This is a genomic window from Methylobacterium sp. P3_A11 (genome assembly GCF_056403155.1).
This window is the reverse complement of the sequence record NZ_JBFUGA010000035.1, coordinates 1-16,540: the sequence shown is the minus strand read 5'-3', so window position 1 is coordinate 16,540 and position 16,540 is coordinate 1. Positions and strand designations below refer to the sequence as shown.

General features: G+C 69.7%; 15 protein-coding genes. 7 read left to right on the top strand and 8 right to left on the bottom strand.

Annotation, left to right across the window (positions count from 1 at the left end; translation table 11 throughout):
- Positions 1-14: 14 nt before the first annotated feature.
- From AC1DXK_RS13105 to fae, 5 genes are all read left to right on the top strand, one after another.
- Positions 15-1,163 carry an ATP-grasp domain-containing protein gene (locus tag AC1DXK_RS13105; protein ID WP_457106342.1) on the top strand — a complete coding sequence of 383 codons (1,149 nt, stop codon included), beginning with the start codon at positions 15-17 and terminating at the stop codon, positions 1,161-1,163.
- Positions 1,163-2,137 (top strand): methenyltetrahydromethanopterin cyclohydrolase, encoded by a 975-nt coding sequence (mch, locus tag AC1DXK_RS13100; protein WP_477297979.1) that lies wholly within the window; start codon positions 1,163-1,165, stop codon positions 2,135-2,137. Before AC1DXK_RS13105 ends, mch begins: the two co-directional genes overlap by 1 nt.
- A 242-nt stretch (positions 2,138-2,379) precedes the next feature.
- Positions 2,380-3,288, top strand: a complete 909-nt coding sequence (locus AC1DXK_RS13095; RefSeq protein ID WP_457106410.1) for an ATP-grasp domain-containing protein — start codon at positions 2,380-2,382, stop codon at positions 3,286-3,288.
- Positions 3,285-4,118, top strand: coding sequence for a triphosphoribosyl-dephospho-CoA synthase (locus tag AC1DXK_RS13090; protein ID WP_457106340.1), 834 nt, complete (start codon positions 3,285-3,287; stop codon positions 4,116-4,118). The genes AC1DXK_RS13095 and AC1DXK_RS13090 overlap by 4 nt, the downstream gene beginning before the upstream one ends.
- Before the next feature lie 237 nt (positions 4,119-4,355).
- Positions 4,356-4,868 (top strand): 5,6,7,8-tetrahydromethanopterin hydro-lyase, encoded by a 513-nt coding sequence (gene fae / locus AC1DXK_RS13085; RefSeq protein ID WP_091713492.1) that lies wholly within the window; start codon positions 4,356-4,358, stop codon positions 4,866-4,868.
- A 910-nt stretch (positions 4,869-5,778) separates the two neighbouring features.
- Here fae and groL read toward each other — a convergent pair.
- Positions 5,779-7,422 carry a chaperonin GroEL gene (groL, locus tag AC1DXK_RS13080; RefSeq protein WP_477297975.1) on the bottom strand — a complete coding sequence of 548 codons (1,644 nt, stop codon included), beginning with the start codon at positions 7,420-7,422 and terminating at the stop codon, positions 5,779-5,781.
- A 98-nt stretch (positions 7,423-7,520) separates the two neighbouring features.
- A complete protein-coding gene (gene groES / locus AC1DXK_RS13075) occupies positions 7,521-7,808 on the bottom strand; it encodes a co-chaperone GroES (protein ID WP_457108750.1) in 288 nt (95 codons plus the stop codon).
- A gap of 392 nt (positions 7,809-8,200) precedes the next feature.
- On the opposite strand from groES, the gene rsgA reads away from it, so the two are divergent.
- Together rsgA and AC1DXK_RS13065 are read left to right on the top strand one after the other, a co-directional pair.
- Positions 8,201-9,235 carry a ribosome small subunit-dependent GTPase A gene (gene rsgA, locus AC1DXK_RS13070; protein ID WP_457108749.1) on the top strand — a complete coding sequence of 345 codons (1,035 nt, stop codon included), beginning with the start codon at positions 8,201-8,203 and terminating at the stop codon, positions 9,233-9,235.
- Between the two features lie 197 nt (positions 9,236-9,432).
- Positions 9,433-10,455, top strand: coding sequence for an NAD(P)H-binding protein (locus AC1DXK_RS13065; RefSeq protein ID WP_457108748.1), 1,023 nt, complete (start codon positions 9,433-9,435; stop codon positions 10,453-10,455).
- A gap of 100 nt (positions 10,456-10,555) precedes the next feature.
- Here AC1DXK_RS13065 and AC1DXK_RS13060 read toward each other — a convergent pair whose 3' ends face one another.
- From AC1DXK_RS13060 to AC1DXK_RS13035, 6 genes are all read right to left on the bottom strand, one after another.
- A complete protein-coding gene (locus AC1DXK_RS13060; RefSeq protein ID WP_457108747.1) occupies positions 10,556-11,839 on the bottom strand; it encodes a TRAP transporter large permease in 1,284 nt (427 codons plus the stop codon).
- Complete coding sequence (locus tag AC1DXK_RS13055) at positions 11,836-12,423, bottom strand: TRAP transporter small permease (protein WP_457108746.1); 588 nt, start codon at positions 12,421-12,423, stop codon at positions 11,836-11,838. Before AC1DXK_RS13055 ends, AC1DXK_RS13060 begins: the two co-directional genes overlap by 4 nt.
- Before the next feature lie 28 nt (positions 12,424-12,451).
- On the bottom strand, positions 12,452-13,453 hold the full coding sequence (locus tag AC1DXK_RS13050) for a TRAP transporter substrate-binding protein (RefSeq protein WP_457108745.1): 1,002 nt from the start codon (positions 13,451-13,453) through the stop codon (positions 12,452-12,454).
- Positions 13,454-13,623: 170 nt separating this feature from the next.
- Positions 13,624-14,427 carry an enoyl-CoA hydratase/isomerase family protein gene (locus AC1DXK_RS13045; protein WP_457108744.1) on the bottom strand — a complete coding sequence of 268 codons (804 nt, stop codon included), beginning with the start codon at positions 14,425-14,427 and terminating at the stop codon, positions 13,624-13,626.
- A complete protein-coding gene (locus AC1DXK_RS13040; RefSeq protein WP_457108743.1) occupies positions 14,424-15,680 on the bottom strand; it encodes a CaiB/BaiF CoA transferase family protein in 1,257 nt (418 codons plus the stop codon). Before AC1DXK_RS13040 ends, AC1DXK_RS13045 begins: the two co-directional genes overlap by 4 nt.
- 16 nt (positions 15,681-15,696) lie before the next feature.
- Positions 15,697-16,540: acyl-CoA dehydrogenase family protein (locus tag AC1DXK_RS13035; protein WP_477297971.1), on the bottom strand; the 844-nt coding region annotated here is incomplete at its 5' end.

Sequence of the window (16,540 nt, the reverse complement as noted above, 5' to 3'; positions counted from 1 at the left end):
CGGACCGACCCCGGATGGCGGATCCGGTCCTGATCGCCGCACAGGCCGGGCGCGCCCTCGCCGAGGCGGCGCGCCGCGCCGGACTTCGCCCCTACGTGGCCGACCTGTTCGGGGACTCAGACACGCGGGCCGCGTCCGAGGCTTACCGCCCGCTGCCGGGCCGATTCGGGTCCGCACCGGCCGCGGAGGCGGTGGTGACCGCCCTCGACCACCTCGCCAGCGCCGCCGGCCGGCCGGTCGGGCTTGTTCTGGGCAGCGGATTCGAAGACGCGCCGGACCTCGTCGGGCGTCTCGCCGCCCGGCATCGTCTGATCGGGGCTTCGGCCGACATCATCGCGACCCTGAAAGATCCCCGTGCCTTCGCGGCGCTCTGCGCGCGCCTCGACGTGCCGCATCCCGCCGTCACGGTCGATCGGCCGGCGGCGCCGTCAGGCTGGCTGCTGAAGCGGGCGGGGGGCAGCGGCGGCGGCCACATCCGGCCGGCCACACACGCGTCCGCACCGCGGGGACACTACTTCCAGTCCCGCGTACCCGGTCGGCCGCACGCCCTCAACTTCCTGGCCGATGGCCGCAGCCTCCGCATCCTCGCCGTCACCGAGCAATGGTGTTCACCGTCTCCGATACGGCCCTACCGCTACGCCGGGGCGCTGGCGCGCGGATTGGGCGAAGCTCCGGCCCTCGACACGGCGCTCGTAGATGCGGTCGCCGCCGGCACCGAGCGGATCGTTGCCGCGACCGGGCTGCGGGGGCTCGCGAGCGCCGACCTGCTGGTTGATGGCGCCGAATGGTGGCTCACCGAGATCAATCCGCGCCCCGGCGCGACGCTCGACATCCTCGACCGGCGCGCGACCCCGCTGTTCGCGGCCCACATCGCGGCGTGCCTGGGCCCCATGCCGGAGACCGGCCCGCAACCGGCGGATGCGGCGGCCGCGCAGATCTGTTACGCGGACCGGGAGCTTGCGCCAGTCCCGGACCTCGCTTGGCCGGACTACGTGCGCGACCGCCCGTGCCCCGGCTCGGTGGTCCGCCGCGACGCGCCGCTCTGCACGGTGCTGGCCGAAGGCGCGGACCGGGCGGAGGTGCTCGCCCTGTTGGAAACGCGGATGGCGCGCCTGCGGGCCGTCCGCGCGGCGAAGACAACACACCCCGAGGAAGCCCTGTGATGAGTGCCAGCCAATCCTATCCCAGCATCAACGCGCTCGCGGCGCCGCTGATTGAGCGCTTCGTGGCCGACGCGGCGACGCTGCGGCTCTCCGTGTCGCAGGCGGCCGGCGGCGCCCGGATGGTCGATGCCGGTGCGCAGGCGAAGGGGTCGATCGAGGCCGGACGGCGCATCGCCGAGATCTGTCTCGGCGGGCTCGGCACCGTGACCATCGCGCCGAGCGGGCCGATCGCGTCCTGGCCGTATTCGGTGACGGTCCATTCCGCCGACCCGGTCCTGGCCTGCCTCGGCAGCCAGTATGCGGGCTGGAGCCTCGCGGACGAGACGGGCGATTCCGGCTTCTTCGCCCTGGGCTCGGGTCCGGGCCGGGCGGTGGCGGCCGTCGAGGATCTCTACCAAGAACTCGGCTTCCGTGACTCCGCCACCCGGACCGCCCTGGTGCTGGAAGCGGCCGGCGGCCCTCCCGACAGCGTGGTCGCCAAGGTCGCCGAGGCCTCCGGCCTGCGGCCCGAGGACCTGACCTTCATCTACGCGCCGACGCAGAGCCTCGCGGGGTCGACCCAGGTCGTGGCCCGCGTGCTCGAGGTGGCCCTGCACAAGGCCCATACCGTCGGCTTCGATCTGCACGCCATCGTGGACGGGATCGGCTCGGCACCGCTGTCGCCGCCCCACCCGGACTTCATCAAGGCGATGGGCCGTACCAACGACGCGATCATCTACGGCGGGCGGGTGCAGCTGTTCGTGGATGCCRACGATGCCGACGCCAAGCAGCTCGCCGAGCAGCTGCCGTCGACCACGTCGAGCGACCACGGGGCGCCGTTCGCCGACATCTTCGGGCGGGTGAACGGCGACTTCTACAAGATCGACGGCGCCCTGTTCTCGCCGGCCGAAGCGATCGTCACGTCGGTGCGCACCGGCGCCACCTATCGCGGCGGGCGCCTGGAGCCGACCCTGGTGGACGCGTCCTTCACCTGAGGCGCCACCGGGCTTCCGGACCGTGATCGCGCGCGAGAGCAGCAGAAGGGCGGCCCGGGCGTGCACGAGCGGCATCCTCTCCCGCACGGGAGAGGATGGGGGCAGGGATCGGATCGGCCCGGAACGGACGGTGCCGGCCCTTCCGTCCCGCTCAGGCTCCAGGAGCGCCCTCCGTTCCGGAGCGTGCCAGTTCCCATGGCCCACCCCGCAGGCGGGCCTTCCATATGACGATCAGGACGACCATGCGCATCGGGCTCGCGGCCGATAACGGCACTTGGCACAAGACCCGCCTACTCGCGGCCCTGCGCGCGTGCAGCGTCGAGCCGGTGCTGTTCTCCCTCGCCGACGTGGCCGTCGTAACCGGCGGCGGCGAGCCGCTGCGGGTGCCGGGCTTCCCGGATTCGCTTCCGGACGGCGTCCTGATGCGGACCATCGCGGGCGGCACCTTCGAGGCGACGACGATGCGGCTCGGCGTGCTGCACGCCCTGGTAGCGGCGGGTGTCACCGTCTGGAACGCGCCGACCGCCATCGAGCGCTCGGTGGACAAGGCGGCCACCTCGCTACTCATCGACCGGGCCGGGCTTCCGACACCCGCGACCTGGGTCTTCTCGAAGCGTGAGGCGGCCGCATCCCTCGTCGCCGCCGAGGCGCGGCCGGGCGCGCCCCTGGTGCTGAAGCCGCTGTTCGGTTCGCAGGGCGAGGGGCTCGCCCTCATCGAACGGCCGGAGGACCTCCCCGACGAGGAGGCCGTGGCGCGTGTCTATTACCTCCAGCGCTACGTCCCGCGCCGGGACGGACTGTGGCGGGACTACCGGGTGTTCGTCTGCGACGGACGGGCGATCGCCGGCATGATCCGCGAGGGCGACGGCTGGATCACCAACGTCCATCGCGGCGGCCGGCCGATTCCCTGGGCCATGCCGCGGGCCGCCGCCGAGCTGGCCGAGGCGGCGGCCGCCGCGGTCGGCGTCGACTATTCCGGCGTCGACCTGATCGAGGACGGGGAGGGCGGGTTCTCGGTCCTCGAGGTCAATTCCATGCCGGCGTGGTCGGGCCTCCAGACCGTATGCGAGACCGACATCGCCGCCGCGGTCGTGCGCGGCTTCCTCGCCGCCGTCCGCGGTGCCAGCCGTCCCCGGCTCGTGGTGGCATGACCGGGCTCGACCCCGCATCGATCGGCACGCTCTACCGGGCGGCCTGCCTCGCGGAACTCGACGCCCTCAAGCCCGGCAACGTCCACGCCTATGCGCCGGGGCACCGCATGGTGCTGGACGATTTCGTGACCAGCGCCGACGTCTCGGCGCCGGCCCTGGCCGAGGCGGGCGCCGGGGTCGGGACGCGGATCCGCGGCGGCGTCGCCGCCACGATGGCGGCGGTGGGCCAGAACACCAATCTCGGCATCCTTCTCCTCTGCGCGCCCCTGGCGGCGGCGGCCGAGCGGGGCGCATCCGTCGCGACCGTGGTGGACACGCTCGACGGCGCGGATGCGGAGGCCGTCTTCGCGGCGATCCGCCTGGCCAATCCGGGCGGTCTCGGCCGCGCCGGCCGCCACGACGTCGCCGCCGCAGCGCCCGCGTCCCTGCGCGACGCGATGGCGGAAGCCGCGGACCGCGATCGGATCGCCCGCGCCTACGTGACCGGTTTCGCCGATGTGCCGGCGATCGGCCTGAAGGCCCTGACGGAAGCCCGCGCCCGCGGGCTCGATCCGACTTGGTGCACGACCGCGATCCACCTTGCCTACCTGCGGACGGTTCCCGACAGCCACATCGCCCGCAAGCACGGCCGGGACGCGGCCGAACGCATCCGCCAGGAAGCCGAGGCCGTCCTCGCCGGGGTCGATCTCGCCGGGAGGCCCGTCGAGGCGCTCCTCGTCCTCGACGCCTCCCTGAAGGCGCGGGGCATCAACCCGGGGACGAGCGCGGATTTCACGGTCGCGACACTGTTCTGGGACGCCCTCGCCACCGCCGGCGCAGGGCTGGCCTGACCCGCACGCACGTTCCGGCGTCCCTGCGCCGGACAGATGGAAATTCCTTCGCGTCAGGGCCTTGCGCGGGTTGTGAGCCGCAGGACCCCGCTGTAGGGTCCGCCGCGCTGTCCGGCCCAACCGGCTCGGCCCATCCGGCTCGGCCGGCATGGTCGGGCGCCGATAACAAGGATGGCTTCCCGGCCGCGGCACCGCCCGGCGCGCGGCTTTATTTCGGAATCCAGGGAGAGACACCGAATGGCGAAGATCACCAAGGTTCAGGTCGGCGAAGCGCTCGTCGGCGACGGCAACGAGGTTGCCCACATCGACCTCATCATCGGACCGCGCGGCTCGCCGGCCGAGACGGCTTTCTGCAACGGCCTCGTGAACAACAAGCACGGCTTCACCAGCCTGCTCGCGGTCATCGCGCCGAACCTGCCGTGCAAGCCGAACACCCTGATGTTCAACAAGGTCACCATCAACGACGCCCGTCAGGCCGTCCAAATGTTCGGCCCGGCCCAGCACGGCGTTGCCAAGGCCGTGCAGGACGCGGTGGCCGAGGGCATCATCCCGGCCGATGAGGCCGACGACCTGTTCATCCTGGTCGGCGTGTTCATCCACTGGGAGGCGGCCGACGACGCCAAGATCCAGAAGTACAACTACGAGGCGACCAAGCTGTCGATCCAGCGCGCCGTCAACGGTGAGCCGAAGGCTTCGACGGTCACCGAGCAGCGCAACTCGGCGCAGCACCCCTTCGCCGCCAACGCTTAGATCGGGGACGGTCCTGGGCAGAGTGAGCCTCCGCCCGCACCGCGGGGCCTGCTCCAGCGACTGGCTTCGATCTTCCTTGGCCGATAGATAGGCCCCTGAACGGGACGGCGTGAGCCGTCCCGTTTTTCATTTGTCGTCCACGCTTCTGGCCGTCAGCAGTGAAGGATGCGTCCCACTGCTCGGACGACCATCGATGCGAGGGCAGCGAGGCGTTCCGGATTCGGAGTAGACCCGCCGCGTGCGCCTGCGCCAACCCGGGGTCGCTACTCTGCGCTCACGATGACGGTTTGAGCCGGGGGCGAAGATCTGCTGCTCGGGGAAACACGGTCATCGAGCCCGATGCCCGAGCGCGCACACGCTGTAGGAGTCGCGGCATCGACCCCGTCAGACTGCCGGCAACGCGATACGGATAAGTGCGATTGACGAGGCGACGCAGCTTCGCACGCCCGCGCTGCGCGTTCACCGTCCTGACGCAGATCCTGAGGCGCCGCCTGCGCCCCGGCGTGCGCTGGCCGCCGCCGGCAAGCCTAACTCAGGATGAACGCTGGCCCTCCGCTTTCCGCTAAAAACGCGGCAGTCCCACGCGAAGACTGAATACCCAGCCGCCGATCACGATCCGTCGGATCACCAGGCATTCCATGACTGGATCGTGGCCTTCATCGAGACGGGTGCAGACGCTCCCAAGCACGACACCGTCGGGCGCCTGACCTTGGCCAAAACTTGGACCGTCCGTTCGGGGTGAGGGAGCGCATCGGGCATACCTCCGCTGCTGCCCCATCCAGGCGCGCCGAAGCGCCGTCGCCAGCCGTTCCTCCGTCCGAGCCGCGCGGGGAAGCGCCGCTTCGAGAAAAGAAAAGGGGCCGCCCTTCGGCGACCCCCTTCCTCTTCCGACAGGTGGTTGGCGTGGACCTTAGAAGTCCATGCCGCCCATGCCGCCACCGCCCGGCATCGGGGGAGCGCCGCTGTCCTTCTTCGGCGCGTCGGCCACCATCGCCTCGGTGGTCACCAGCAGGCCGGCGACCGAGGCCGCGTCCTGGAGGGCGGTACGCACGACCTTGGCCGGGTCGACGATGCCGGCCTGGATCATGTCGACATACTCTTCGGTCTGGGCGTTGAAGCCGTAGGTCTCCGAGGAGGTGTTGTCGGTGATCTTGCCGACCACGATCGAGCCTTCCACGCCCGCGTTCTGGGCGATCTGGCGCAGCGGGGCCTCGAGGGCCTTGAGGACGATCTTGATGCCGGCCTGGACGTCCGGAATGTCGGACTTCAGCTCGGCGACCGCCTTCTTGGCGCGCAGCAGCGCGGTGCCGCCGCCCGGGACGATGCCTTCCTCGACCGCCGCGCGGGTGGCGTTGAGGGCGTCATCGACGCGGTCCTTCTTCTCCTTGACCTCGACCTCGGTCGCGCCGCCGACGCGGATCACCGCGACGCCGCCCGCGAGCTTGGCCAGACGCTCCTGCAGCTTCTCACGGTCGTAGTCCGAGGTGGTCTCCTCGATCTGCGCCTTGATCTGCGAGATGCGGCCCTCGATGTCGGACTTCTCGCCGRCGCCGTCGATGATCGTGGTGTTCTCCTTCTCGATCCGCACGCGCTTGGCRCGGCCGAGCATCGGGAGCGTCACGTTCTCCAGCTTGATCCCGAGATCCTCGGCGATCATCTGGCCCTTGGTCAGGATCGCGATGTCCTCGAGCATCGCCTTGCGGCGATCACCGAAGCCCGGCGCCTTCACGGCCGCGACCTTCAGGCCGCCGCGCAGCTTGTTCACCACCAGGGTCGCCAGGGCCTCGCCCTCGATGTCCTCGGCGATGATCAGGAGCGGCTTGCCGGTCTGGACCACGGCCTCGAGCACCGGCAGCATCGCCTGGAGCGAGGACAGCTTCTTCTCGTGGATGAGGATGTAGGGGTCCTCAAGCTCGGCGACCATCTTCTCCGCGTTCGTGATGAAGTACGGGGACAGGTAGCCGCGGTCGAACTGCATGCCCTCGACGACGTCGAGTTCGGTCTCGGCCGTCTTGGCCTCCTCGACCGTGATCACGCCCTCGTTGCCCACCTTCTGCATGGCGTGGGCGATCATCTCGCCGATCTCCTTGTCGCCATTGGCGGAGATCGTGCCGACCTGGGCGATTTCCGCGGACGAGGCGACCTTGCGGGAGCGCGCGCCGATATCCTTCACGACCGCGGCGACGGCCAGATCGATGCCACGCTTCAGGTCCATCGGGTTCATCCCGGCGGCGACGTACTTCACGCCTTCGCGGACGATGGAGGCGGCGAGAACGGTCGCGGTGGTGGTGCCGTCACCGGCGGTGTCGCTCGACTTCGAGGCCACTTCGCGCACCATCTGGGCGCCCATGTTCTCGAACTTGTCGACGAGTTCGATCTCCTTGGCGACGGTGACGCCGTCCTTGGTGATGCGCGGGGCGCCGAAGCTCTTCTCGATCACGACGTTGCGGCCCTTGGGGCCGAGCGTCACCTTCACCGCGCTGGCGAGCAGTTCGACACCGCGCAGCATCTTCTCGCGGGCATCGACCGAAAAGCGAACGTCTTTGGCGGACATGGTGGTGCACTCATCATCTGTGGTTTGGCCCCGAGGCGCGCCACAGCGGGCGCCTCGAAGGGCAGATCGTCGTCAGGCTCCGAGCGGCCTGATCCGGGCTAGGCGATGACGCCCAGAATGTCGGATTCCTTCATGATCAGGAGGTCCTGACCGTCGATCTTGACTTCGGTGCCGGACCACTTGCCGAACAGGACGCGGTCGCCGGCCTTCACGTCGAGGGCGTTGACGCGGCCGGCCTCGTCGCGGGCGCCGGGGCCGACGGCGATGACCTCGCCCTCCTGCGGCTTCTCCTTGACCGTATCGGGAATGATGATGCCGCCCTTGGTCTTCTCCTCGCCTTCGATGCGACGGAGCACCACGCGGTCGTGCAGCGGACGGAATGTCATCGTGAGATCCTGATCGTTCCCTGGCGAGATCCAACCGACATGGTTGGCGCTGTCGCGGGAGGAGTCGCGACGAGAAAGTCGTCGCTGCCCGATCGATGCATCATTAGCACTCGCCGCGCGGAAGTGCTAATCCTATGAGCGCGCGGCGGGACGCGCTGTTCCGGAGCCGGCGTGGCACGCCTCCGCTGCCGCTCCCGTGCGGACACCGATGCGTCTAACCGGCTGCTTACGTCGCACGACCGCGGCCCGGCTCGGATCGACCTGCGCACCGATGCAACCTTCCGCCTCCGGTCATAAGGCCAAGCGGGAGGGCGCCGGGGTGGTCCTTGCACGCAGCCGGCATCGATTTGCGTCGGGCAGCGGCGGGCTGGCCAGGCGCATGACGCCATGGCATGGGCAGGATGGTGATCGATCATCCCGCTTCCTTCCGACCCACGTCGCTCGCAAGCCTGGGTTGGTCCGACTTCTTCGCAGACCAGCGTGAACCCCACGAGGCCGATCTGGCCCCGATGCGGATCGCGACGCTTCACCGGTCTCGCTTGACCGCCCTGTCGGGAGTCGGATCCGTCGAACTGACGCTCGCGATTCACGCCAGCACGAGCGACTTCACCGTGGGGGATTGGGTCTTCGTCGATCCCCAGACCCGGACTCTGCATCGCCGTCTCGGCCGCAGGACGGTCATGGAGCGACGCACCGAAGGCAGCCGAGACCTGCAGGCCGCTGCGGCTAATGTCGATACGCTGTTCATCGTCACGTCCTGCAACGCCGATTTCAATCCGGCGCGACTGGAGCGCTATCTGGCTCTGGCCAATCAAGGCGGCACAACCCCGGTGATCCTGCTCACCAAGGCCGACACGACCACCGATGTGGGAGACTACCAGCGTCAGGCGTCCCAGCTGCAACGGGGGCTCGACGTCGTGACCCTCAACCCCCGTCTGCCCGCAGCGGCCAACGCGCTCGCGCCCTGGTGTGGGATGGGGCAGACCGTGGCGCTGGTCGGCTCCTCCGGTGTCGGCAAATCGACCCTGGTGAACACGCTGGTCGGTCCCGGTCAGGCACAGGCCCAGCAGACCGGGGGCATCCGCGAGCACGATGCCAAGGGACGCCATACGACCACGTCGCGTTCGTTGCATGCCATCGCCGACGGCGGCTGGGTCATCGACACGCCGGGGATGCGAACGCTGCACGTCAGCGGCGCCGCGGACGGCATCGAAACCCTGTTCGCCGAGATCATCGAACTCACGCCCGCGTGCCGGTACCGTGACTGTACCCACACCCGCGAACCCGGTTGCGCCGTGCAGGCCGCTGTCGCGGACGGCCGGCTCGAACCCGAGCGGTTGAACCGGTGGCGCAAGCTGTTCGATGAGAACCGGAACAATACACCGCAGCCTTCGGGTCCACGCGGAGCCCGACGCCCGCGCAGGTAGGCCGCCGCCTGACCGTCCCGATGCGGCGGCTTCGGGCGCGGGCGGCGGCGCCCCGTGCCCGGAAACCGGCATGACGCTCTGACCCTTCGGCCACGCCCGTGGCAATCCAGCTTCGAAGGCGGCATGCTCGTCGGGTGGGTCGGTACGGTCTCGTCGACAGCGACCGGCAGTGTCGGACCTCAATGCGTCTGGATGAGATGAGCGTGACCGGACACCCATCGAACGCGTCGCGTGCGCGACGTGTCGCCGTCCTCGGTGGCACCGGGACGATCGGGCGTGCGACCGTGCGAGCGCTGGTGTCACGCGGCCATGACGTGGTCTGTTTCGTCAGGCACCGCGCCGACCTCGACGACCCTTCGGCCCCGCCCGCGCGCACCCGCCTGCCTACAGGCGCCACCGCGAGGGTGGTGGACGTGACCGATCCATCGTCCCTCGCCGACGCGGGTTTCCGCGGCGAGCCGTTCGACGTCCTGGTCTCGTGTCTCGCCTCGCGCACGGGATTGCCCGACGACGCCTGGGCGATCGATTATCAAGCGCATGTGAGCGCGTTGCACGCCGGCAAGGCGGCCGGCGTGACACACGTCATCCTGCTCTCGGCGATCTGCGTCCAGAAGCCGAGGCTCGCGTTCCAGCACGCCAAGCTCGCGTTCGAGGGCGTGCTGGTGCAGTCGGGCCTCGATTACACGATCGTGCGGCCGACGGCGTTCTTCAAATCACTGTCGGGGCAAATCGATCGTCTGAAACGCGGGAAGTCCTTCCTGATTTTCGGCGATGGCAGGCTGACATCCTGCAAGCCGATCAGCGACGACGACCTGGGCCACTACATCGCCGATTGCCTCGACCATGCGGACCGGCGCAATCGCGTGCTCCCGATCGGCGGCCCGGGCGAAGCCGTGACCCCGAAGGCGCAGGGCGAGCAGCTCTTCGCCCTGCTGGGGCGCAAAGCGCGGTTCACGCATGTGCCCGTGGCCCTTCTGGACGCCATCATAGCCACGCTGACCGTGCTGGGACGGCTGGCCCCGGCCCTGGCAGCCAAGGCTGAGCTCGCGCGCATCGGACGGTACTACGCGACGGAGTCCATGCTCGTTCTGGATCCGGCGACGGGGCAGTACGATGCGCACGCCACACCGTCGACGGGCTCCGAAACGCTCTTCGCCTACTACGCGCGCGTGATCCGAGGCGAGGCCGCCGCCGAGCGCGGCGACCACGCCGTGTTCTGAAGGCGCGCCACTCGGACGCCCGCGCGAGCGGGCACCGTGACGGCTCGATGGTATCCGAACGGAGCGGGTTGCCGACGGCGCAATGGTTCGGTCGCGGCCGTCACATCGCCCCGAGCGCCCGGGGAAGCCACAGCGACAGGCCGGGCCAATAGGTCACCAGGACCAGGAAGGCCAGCATCGTCAGCAGCCACGGCAGCACCGCGACCGTCAGCTCGGAGATGCCCATATGGGCGATGCCGCTGGCGACGTAGAGGTTGAGCCCGACCGGCGGGTGGCACAGGCCGACCTCCATGTTGACCGCCATGATGATCCCGAAATGGATCGGGTCGATCCCGAGCTTGACCGCGATCGGGAACAGGATCGGCGCCATGATCAGCAGGATCGAGGACGGCTCCATCACGTTGCCGGCGATCAGCAGGATGATGTTGACCACGAGCAGGAAGACCAGCGGGCTGAAGTTCATGGCGATCAGCCACGCCGCCATCGTCTGCGGGATGTTCTCCGACGTCATCAGGAAGGAGAACAGCACCGCGTTCGTGATGATATAGAGCAGCATCGCGCTCATGTTCGCCGAGGCGAGGAGCACCCGGGGCACGTCCGACAGCTTGAGGTCGCGGTAGACGAAGACCGCGATGACGAAGGCGTAGACCGCGGCGGTCGCGGCCGCCTCGGTGGGCGTGAAGATCCCCGCGTAGATGCCGCCGATCACCATCACCACGAGGAACAAGCCCCAGGCGCTCTCGCGGAAGGCGCGCAGGCGCTCGGCCCAGGAGGCCTTCGGCATGCGCGGATAGCCGCGGCGCTTGGCGATGACGAAGGTGACGCTCGCCAGCATCGCCGACAGGACGATGCCGGGCATCACGCCGGCCAGGAACAGGTTGCCGATCGAGGAATTCGTCGACACCCCGTAGAGCACGAGGATGATCGAGGGCGGCACGAGGATGCCGAGCGCCCCCGAGGTGGTGATCACCCCGGCGCCGAAGCGCCGCGGGTAGCCCTCGGCCACCATGGCGGGCAGGATGATCGAGCCGATGGCCACGACGGTGGCCACGCTCGATCCCGACACGGCGGCGAACAGCGCGCAGGCGACGACGCCGGCGAGGCCGAGGCCGCCCGGCCAATGCCCGACGAGCGAGGTCGTGAAGGCGATCATCCGCCGCGCCACGCCGCCATGGGCCAGGAAGTTGCCGGCGAGGATGAAGAACGGGATCGCCATGATCGAGAAGTTCTCGATCCCGGTGAACAGCTTGAGCGCGACGCTCTCGATCGGCACCTGCGTCAGGGTGAACAGGAAGGTCAGCACCGTCAGGCCGAGGGCGATCGAGATCGGCATCCCGGTGAGCATGAGGGCGATGAGCAGCCCGAAGATGATCAGGCCGCTCATGCGGGGCCTCCCTCGCGGCCGAGCTGGACCGGGTCGACGCCCTCGACGGTCTGGACGCCGTCGACATGGGCGTGGTCACGGGCGGGCAGGTGCCCGGTCGTCCAGAAGCCCCACGCGACCTGCAGGAAGCGGAAGCACATCAGGTAGGAGCCGAGCGGGATCGCGAGGTAGACGATCCAGACCGGGATCTCCATGTCGGGCGTCGTCTGGTCGGTGTGGCCGATCCGCCAGACGAAGTTCGTGCCGAGCGTGCCGACGATCCCGGTGAACAGGGCGCCCGCCGCGAGGCTGAGCAGGACCATGCCCCGGCGCGCGCGCGGCGGCAGCCGGTTGACCAGCACGTCGACGCCGACATGGATCCCGGTGCGCACGCCGTAGGCCGCGCCGAACTTCGCGACCCAGATGAACATGTAGATGCACAGTTCCTGCGACCAGCCGAAGTCGATCCGGTCGGTGTAGTCCTGCAGCGCCGGGATGCCGGAGAGGAACCGGTGCACCACCGTGGCGAAGGTGATGACGGTCGCGGCCGCCATCAGCGTTCCGATCAGCACCTCTTCGAGCCGATCGAGAAGTTTCAGCAACATGGTCGGTCCGGGCGGCGCTGAGGCGGGATCAGTTGTTCGGCGCCGCCTCGGCTTCCTTGTTCAGCGCCGTGACCAGATCCTTGCCGACGCGGGACGCCATCTCGCGCTGGACCGGCGCCAGGGCCTTGCGCCACGCGGCGTTCTCGGCCTCGGTCGGCGTGTAGACCTCGGTCTTGCCGGTGGCGCGGATGTCGGCGAGGGCCTTCTCGTTCTGCTTGTCGGCGATCTCGTGCTCGTAGGCGGTCGCGTCCTTCATCGCCCCTTCGAGCGTCGTGCGGAGGTCGGCCGGGAGGCCATCCCAGAAGCCCTTGTTCACGATGACCGCGTAGCCGACGTAGCCGTGATAGGTCAGCGAGGCGTGCTTCTGCACCTCGTTGATCTTCTGGGTCGTCACGTTCGACGGCGGGTTCTCCTGGCCGTCGACGACGCCGGTCTGCAGCGCCTGATAGAGTTCGGAGAAGGCCAGGACCTGCGGCAGCGCCCCGAGCTGCTTGAACTGCGCCTCCAGCACCTTCGAGGACTGGATCCGGAACTTCAGGCCCTTCACGTCCTCCGGCCCGTGCATCGGCTTGTTGGCGGTGAGGATCTTGAAGCCGTTGTCCCAGTAGCCGAGGCCCTTGATGCCCTTGGATTCGAGCTTCTTGAACAGGCCCTGGCCGATCGGCCCGTCCTGGACGCGCCGCAGCACCTGCTCGTTGGGGAAGATGTAGGGCAGGTCGAAGGCCTCGAACTCCTTCACGCCGAGGGGGCCGAACTTGCTCGTGGACGGCGCCAGCATCTGCACGGCGCCGAGCTGGAGCATCTCCACCTCTTCCTTGTCCTTGTAGAGCGTGCTGTTCGGGTAGATCTCGACCTTGACCGCCCCCTTGGTGCGCTCCTCGGCGAGCTGCTTGAACCGCTCGGCCCCCTGGCCCTTGGGCGTGTCGGTGGTGACGACGTGGCTGAACTTGATGACGATCGGGGTCTGCGCCGCGGCCGGCGCGGCGAAGGCGAGCGCACAGGCGAGCGCACCGAGAATCCGAGCCGTCATCGCGTCCTCCCAGACTGACATCCGCGTCGTTGCGCGGATTGAATTTTGGATAGACTTGCAGGTGAGCGCCGCGGCGACAAGCACGAAAGTGTGATGTCCGGGGGAAGATGTCGTTTGCGCCGATGGTTCTGCCGTCGATCGGGATCGCCGCCGGACCGGATCAAGTCGCGTCAGCCCTTGTCGCGCCCGCCGATGTAGGCCTGCACCGCCTCGCGATGCTCGGGCGTCGCGGTGACGACCGCGTAATGGGACGAGATCAGGTCGAGGTTGGTGCGCAGGTCGTTGCGCATCCCCTGGTAGACCGCCCGCTTGATCAGGCTCAGCGTCAGCGGCGGCGCCTTGGCGATCTTCCGCGCGAGCGCCTGGACGGCCGGCATCAGGTCCGCGTCGGCGTGGACGCCGTTGACGAGGCCGATCCGCAGGGCCTCCTCGGCGTCAATGAAATCACCGGTGAAGAACAGTTCCAGCGCCTTCGCGGTCCCGACGAGGCGGGGCAGGAAATGGGCGCCGCCCGCACCGGGGACGAGGCCGACCCGCACGTAGGTCTCGGCGAAGCGGGCACTCTTCGCCGCGAAGCGCAGGTCGCACATCAGGGCGAGGTCGAGGCCCGCACCGGTGGCGACACCGTTGAGGGCCGCGATCACCGGCTTGTCGAGATCCTCCAGCGTCAGCGGGATGCGCTGGATCCGCCCGTGGAGTTCATCCTTGCGCTGGGCGGGCAGTTGGTCGAGGCGCTCGCCCATCTCGACGATGTCGCCGCCGCTGCAGAAGGCCGAGCCCGCCCCGGTCACGATCACGACGCGGATCGCCGCGTCGGTGCGGCAGCGCTGCAGGGCCGCCGTCCAGGCCTCGATCATCGGGAAGGTGAAGGCGTTCTTCCGCTCGGGCCGGTTCAGCGTGATCGTCGCCACGCCCTCCGCGACGGAGAACAGCAGGTCGTCGCCCGCGTCGCGGGTCGCGGTCTCAGCATTCATCGGGCAGCCTCCAGGGGCGCAGAATCCGGACGGTTCGGGGCGTCGCTCAGGGCGGCGATCTCCGTCGGGTCGAGCCCGGCCTCGGCCAGGACCTCGGCGGTGTGCTCGCCGAGCCTGGGGGCGTGGCGGCGGATCGCGAAGCGGCTGCCGCTGAACGAGACCGGGCGGCGCATGGTGCGGTAGCGCCCCTCGCTCGGATGCTCGGCGGTGCCGAAAAAGCCCACCGCCTTCAGGTGCGCGTCCTCCGGCAGGTCCTCCAGCCCGAGGACCGGCATGCACGGGATGCTCACCGAGTCGCAGAATGCCACCCATTCGGCCGTGGTCCTGCGCGGCGCCTCCTCCTCGACCAGCGCGTAGAGGATCTCGATGTTCTCGACCCGCACGGCGAGCGGCGCGAAGCGTGGGTCGTCCACGAAGTCGAGCCGGCCGGTGTGGATGAAGAAGTCGCGCCAGTTCCGATCGGAATAGGGCAGGATGCAGGCGTGGCCGTCCCGGGTCCGGTAGGGCTTGCGCCGCGGGCTCAGGACCCGGTTGAAGCCCGGCGGCCCGAGCGGCGGCTCGAAGGCGTAGCCGACCATGTGTTCGACGAAGTTGAACTCCACCATGGTCTCGAACATCGGCACCTCGACCGCCTGCCCGCCGCCGCCGGCCCGGCGCTCGTAGAGGGCGGCGAGGATCGCGCAGGCGATGGCCTGACCGGCGATCTTGTCGCACAGCACCGTGGGCAGGTAGCCGGGCTGGCCGGTGGCGGCTTTCTGCAGGGCCGCCAGGCCGGAGCCCGCCTGGATCAGGTCGTCGTAGGCCGCCTTGTGGGCGTAGGGGCCGTCGGCTCCGAACCCGTAGGCACCGCAGAAGATGATATCGGGCTTCAGTGCGCGCACGCGGTCGTAGCCGTAGCCCAGGCGCAGGATCGCGTCGGGGCGCATGGAGTGCACGAGGACGTCCGCCGTGCCGATCAGCCGGTCGAGGGCCGCGCGCGCCGCGGGTCGCTTCAGGTCGAGGCGGACGCTGCGCTTGTTGCGGTTGAGGTGCAGGAAGTTGCCGCCCATCCCGGCGCTGCGGGCCGGCCGGTAATGCCGGAAGGAATCGCCCTCCGGGGTCTCGATCTTGATCACGTCGGCGCCGAGATCGGCCAGGATGTGCGTCGCCGAGGGGCCCATGATCACGCTGGTCAGGTCGACGACCCGCACGCCCGCGAGCGGCCCGGCTTTCTTCGTCTCCGTGTGGTGAGTCTCGGCGGAGTGATCCGGCACGCACAGGTCTCCCATCTCAGCCGGCGCCGCCCCGGAGCCGGACCAGCATCGGCCACAGGGCCGCGCCGCCGCCCGCGCAGACCGTGCGCCCGATCCGCTCCTGCCAGAGGACGTCGGGTCCGAACTCGTCGCGCCAGGACCACAGCCGCCGCGTCGCGCGGTGGAGCGGGTGCTCCTGCGTGAAGCCCATGGCCCCGTGGATCTGGTGGCCGATCGCCGCGACGTGCCCCGCGGCCTCGCCGCAGCGCGCCTTCGCGATGGCGGTGGCCAGGACGAAGCGCGGATCGCCCCAGCAGGCGGCCGCGAGGTCGGCGGCCGCACTCGCCGCCGCGACGTGCCCCGCGGCCTCGGCCAGCATGTGCTGGATCGCCTGGAACTTGGCGAGCGGCCGGCCGAATTGCTGCCGCTCCTGGGCGTGATCGAGGGCGGAGGCGAGGCCGGTCTCCATCGCGCCCACCATCTGCTGCGCCCGAACCCAGGCGCCGAGGGCCTCGACGGCCGGCACGCCCCCTTCGGTGCTCCAGCCCGGCGCGGCGCGGACATCGTCGGCCGAGACGGTGCAGCCCGTCAGGTCGAGAGTGTCGCGGGGCTCGCCCGCGAGGTTGTGGTGCGTGTCGCGGATCGTGCCGGGTGCTCCGATCCGCACGAGATGGGGGACGCCCGCCCCGTCGACCGCGTCGAGGAGCAGGGCGGCGACCGAACCGCCCCAGGGCACCTGCACGACCCGCCCGTCCAGGACGAAACCATCCGCACGCGGCGCGATCCGCACCGGGCTGCCGCCCGGGACCAGCGACGCGGCGGCCTCGCTCGCGCGCCCGCCCGCGGCGGCCCAGAGCGCCGCGCCGACGATCGTCTCGGGC

What these genes read in the sequence shown, in the direction of transcription:
- fae (WP_091713492.1), top strand. Translation starts at nt 4,356, where the DNA reads ATGGCGAAGATCACCAAGGTTCAGGTCGGCGAAGCGCTCGTCGGCGAC.
- AC1DXK_RS13065 (WP_457108748.1), top strand. Translation starts at nt 9,433, where the DNA reads ATGAGCGTGACCGGACACCCATCGAACGCGTCGCGTGCGCGACGTGTC.
- AC1DXK_RS13045 (WP_457108744.1), bottom strand. Translation starts at nt 14,427, where the DNA reads ATGAATGCTGAGACCGCGACCCGCGACGCGGGCGACGACCTGCTGTTC.
- AC1DXK_RS13055 (WP_457108746.1), bottom strand. Translation starts at nt 12,423, where the DNA reads ATGTTGCTGAAACTTCTCGATCGGCTCGAAGAGGTGCTGATCGGAACG.
- AC1DXK_RS13095 (WP_457106410.1), top strand. Translation starts at nt 2,380, where the DNA reads ATGCGCATCGGGCTCGCGGCCGATAACGGCACTTGGCACAAGACCCGC.
- groES (WP_457108750.1), bottom strand. Translation starts at nt 7,808, where the DNA reads ATGACATTCCGTCCGCTGCACGACCGCGTGGTGCTCCGTCGCATCGAA.
- AC1DXK_RS13050 (WP_457108745.1), bottom strand. Translation starts at nt 13,453, where the DNA reads ATGACGGCTCGGATTCTCGGTGCGCTCGCCTGTGCGCTCGCCTTCGCC.
- rsgA (WP_457108749.1), top strand. Translation starts at nt 8,201, where the DNA reads ATGGGCAGGATGGTGATCGATCATCCCGCTTCCTTCCGACCCACGTCG.
- AC1DXK_RS13090 (WP_457106340.1), top strand. Translation starts at nt 3,285, where the DNA reads ATGACCGGGCTCGACCCCGCATCGATCGGCACGCTCTACCGGGCGGCC.
- AC1DXK_RS13105 (WP_457106342.1), top strand. Translation starts at nt 15, where the DNA reads ATGGCGGATCCGGTCCTGATCGCCGCACAGGCCGGGCGCGCCCTCGCC.
- AC1DXK_RS13060 (WP_457108747.1), bottom strand. Translation starts at nt 11,839, where the DNA reads ATGAGCGGCCTGATCATCTTCGGGCTGCTCATCGCCCTCATGCTCACC.